We start from the raw sequence: 3,109 nt of genomic DNA on the forward strand, positions 1-3,109 counted from the left end.
GGGCTTTCGTTCTGCTGTCTTGCGTTTCCGACTCTATCAGACTCTTTCGTGTCCGACTTCCTCGGCGCTTTCCAGGTTTTCGCTTTCGCGTTTCCCTTTCCGGCGGTTCCGACTCTATCAGAAGTTTTCCACCGGATTTCCCCGGCTTCGATTCCCGAATGAAGAGTCGAGTGTCCCCACTCGAAAGTGCTTCCTTGTGGGGGCTGCTGCCGAGCGCTTCTGCTCCAGGCAACTGCTCAACTCTACAACCGTGCCCGGGAGGAGTCAAAACGCGGCCGGCAGCCGCGCCGCCCCAGAGCCGCGGGTGACCATGCCGGCGGATCGCCAGCACCTCGCGGGCCGCCAGGAGGCCGTGGCCGTGTGGCTACTCGCCCGTGCTCGCCGCCGAGGGTGGTACGTCGAGGACGAAGAAGAGAAAGCACGGTTGGGTCGACAGGGCGTGGAAGTCGTCGGGGAACAGCTCACGGGCGGCTGGGTCGGGCTGCGGCTCGCTGATGGCGGAGAGACGGAAGCCGGCCGCGGTGAACGCATCGGTCATCGCGTGCAGTGGCTTGCGCCAGAACCTCATCGGGGCGGGCCGCCCGTTGAACGTCCAGTCGAAGGTATAGCTGGTGGTCACGAAGTAGTCGGGCCGGGGATCCGGGAGCGTGTAGGCCACGAAGGGGTGGTCCACCGACGCGATCAGGCGGCCACCGGGCCTGATCACTCGCCGTAACTCGGCCAGCGTCGGCCCCCAGTCCTCGAGGTAGTGCAGCACCAGGGATCCGACCACATCGTCGAACGCCTCATCGTCGAACGGCAGGGGGTCTTTCAGGTCGACCACGTGCAAGGGGACGTCATCACCCAGCCTTCGTCTCGCCAGCGCCAGCATCCCGGCGCTGGCGTCGATGCCGGTGACGATCGCGCCGCGGTCACGTAGCGCGGCGGACAGCGGGCCCGAGCCGCATCCGGCGTCCAGGACCCGACGGCCGGCCACGTCTCCGGCGAGGGCCAGCATCGCGGGCCGCTCGTAGTACGCGTTCACCGGGCTGTTCTCGTTCTCCGCCGAGTACGCCTCGGCGAAGCTGTCGTAGTCGTTCGCCAGAACCGGGTCTGCGGGCTGGGCGAGACCTTGAGGCAGGTTGCGTAAGCGTTCCATCGTCGCAGCCTACGATCCGCCGCCTCTAGGCGGACGTGCCAGGAGCCGAACCGAACAGGCTGACCCCCGTCCGAGTCCGCCGGGGGTTCAGGAGCCTACGAGCGAAGAACGGCATCGCCTGCCCGTGCACCCCAACGCAGCCGACCCGCCCCGGTCGCCCGGCCGGCTCGGAGAACCGGCGGACCGCCACCCGCTACGACGTCGGACGGTTCCTCGCCATCAGCGAGTCCTACACCCGACCGGCACACCACAAGGCCGGCTCCGAACCGCGCCACACGTGATGCCCAGCCGGGCCCTGAAGGATCCCGAGTGGGGTCTGGGCCCCGCCGAGGAGAACAGTGAGCCCCCGCCCGTTCACCGGCCCTAGGTCCGTCTGGATGGCGGCGGGATACCGGGGTGCCAGACTCCGGTGCCATGAGCGACTGGTTCCTGCAGCGGTCCTTCGGTGTGCGATTCGAGTGGGGTCCCGTCGGTGCACAGCGGCTGGCGTCGGACGTGGCCTGCCTCATCGTGGTGGACGTGCTGTCGTTCACGACGTCCGTGTCCGTCGCCGTAGAGGCGGGTACCCGGGTCTACCCGTACGCATGGCGCGACGAGACGGCGGCCGTCTTCGCCAAGGAGAAGGCCGCCGCTCTCGCCGTGGGCCGACGGGCTGCCGGCTCGGCCTCGCCCTGGTCGCTGTCGCCGGCCGCCCTGCGGCGGGCTCCGTTCACGCCCCGGCTCGTACTGCCCTCACCCAACGGTTCCGCCATCGCCGCGGCGGCGGCCGGCTCGGCGGTGGTCGCGGGGTGCCTGCGCAACGCGTCCGCCGTCGGGCGATGGCTCGCCGAACACGGCTACGGGACTCCCGAGCTGCCAGTCGCGGTGATCGCCGCGGGTGAGCGGTGGCCCGACGGCAGTCTGCGTCCGGCCCTCGAGGACCTGATGGGTGCGGGAGCGATCACCGCCGAACTGCAAGCGCGGGGTGCCGGTCCCCTGTCCCCCGAGGCGGCTGCCGCTCACGCCTGCTTCACGCACACCCCCGATGTCGCCGCTGCGGTGGCCGCCTGCTCGTCCGGTCTGGAGCTGACCCGGGGCGGTTTCGCCGAAGACGTCGCCATCGCGGGCGAGTTGGAAGCGGGTACGGCCGTCCCCGTCCTCACCGACGGTGCCTTCCGGCCGGCTGAGGTCAGAGGTTGACTCGCTTGAGGTAGACCCGGCGGCGGTGGGGGATGGTCTGGTACCAGACCATGAGGTGTTCGTCCTCGTACGTACGCAGCCGCATGGGGTGGGGGTCTTCGTAGAGGCTGCCGTCCTTGGGGTCGATGGCCATCGCGGCGAGGTCGACCAGGCCGTCCATGACGGCACCGACGAGCTCCTGCTGTGCCGCGGGCATGTCGCCGAGGACCCACAGCCGGCTGGGGTCGCACTCCCACGCCCAGCCGCTGTCGTTCTCCACGCCTTCGCCCCGCGGGGTCACTGCCCGATCTCGCGCTGGGCCTCGGCGAGGATGCGGCTGCTCGTCTCCATGGCGGCACGGAACTGTTCCTCCGTGGCGCCCGGGTCGCCCGCGATGCGTTCCGCCTCGTGCAGTGCGGCCGAGCGGGCGGGCCAGCGGTGGATCGCCACGTGTGTGGCCCACTTGATCAGGAAGAACCGCAGCGGGTTGATGGCGCCCGTCTCCGCGGCACGGTCGAAGGCCTCGTTGCATTCCTTGTCGAGCACGGCCAGGTTGGCCATGTCGATCCGGCGCACGGCGTCCCGCAGGGCTTCCCGCGTCATCGCCGGCTGGGGGATGAGAGGCCCGCCGTCTTCCAACTGCTGTGCTGTCATCGTGTCCTCCAGGGGAACGCCGGGCCAGGATACCCAGCCGAGCCCGAGAACCCGGCGGTGAACGCAGAAAAGCCCCGCACCGAACCCTGAACGGGCTGGTGCGGGGCTTTCCCACAATGATTGTTCGGCGGCGTCCTACTCTCCCACAGGGTCCCCCCT

At 69.6% G+C, this 3,109-nt stretch carries 4 protein-coding genes; 1 reads left to right on the forward strand and 3 read right to left on the reverse strand.

All coding sequences use genetic code 11. The features are described from left to right. Nucleotides 1-364: 364 nt before the first annotated feature. Nucleotides 365-1,138, reverse strand: coding sequence for a class I SAM-dependent methyltransferase (locus tag IG86_RS0137950; protein ID WP_030903098.1), 774 nt, complete (start codon nucleotides 1,136-1,138; stop codon nucleotides 365-367). Nucleotides 1,139-1,552: 414 nt separating this feature from the next. Here IG86_RS0137950 and IG86_RS0137955 point away from each other — a divergent pair, with 414 nt between their 5' ends. Continuing rightward, nucleotides 1,553-2,317, forward strand: a complete 765-nt coding sequence (locus IG86_RS0137955; RefSeq protein WP_030903101.1) for a 2-phosphosulfolactate phosphatase — start codon at nucleotides 1,553-1,555, stop codon at nucleotides 2,315-2,317. Here IG86_RS0137955 and IG86_RS0137960 read toward each other — a convergent pair. Together IG86_RS0137960 and IG86_RS0137965 are read right to left on the reverse strand one after the other, a co-directional pair. Continuing rightward, entirely contained in the window at nucleotides 2,307-2,576 is a 270-nt protein-coding gene (locus IG86_RS0137960; RefSeq protein ID WP_157854989.1) for a hypothetical protein, read from the reverse strand. The genes IG86_RS0137955 and IG86_RS0137960 overlap by 11 nt on opposite strands. A gap of 17 nt (nucleotides 2,577-2,593) precedes the next feature. Beyond that, a complete protein-coding gene (locus tag IG86_RS0137965; protein WP_030834221.1) occupies nucleotides 2,594-2,950 on the reverse strand; it encodes a hypothetical protein in 357 nt (118 codons plus the stop codon). Between the last annotated feature and the right edge of the window lie 159 nt (nucleotides 2,951-3,109).

Source organism: Streptomyces virginiae (assembly GCF_000720455.1).
GTDB lineage: Bacteria > Actinomycetota > Actinomycetes > Streptomycetales > Streptomycetaceae > Streptomyces > Streptomyces virginiae.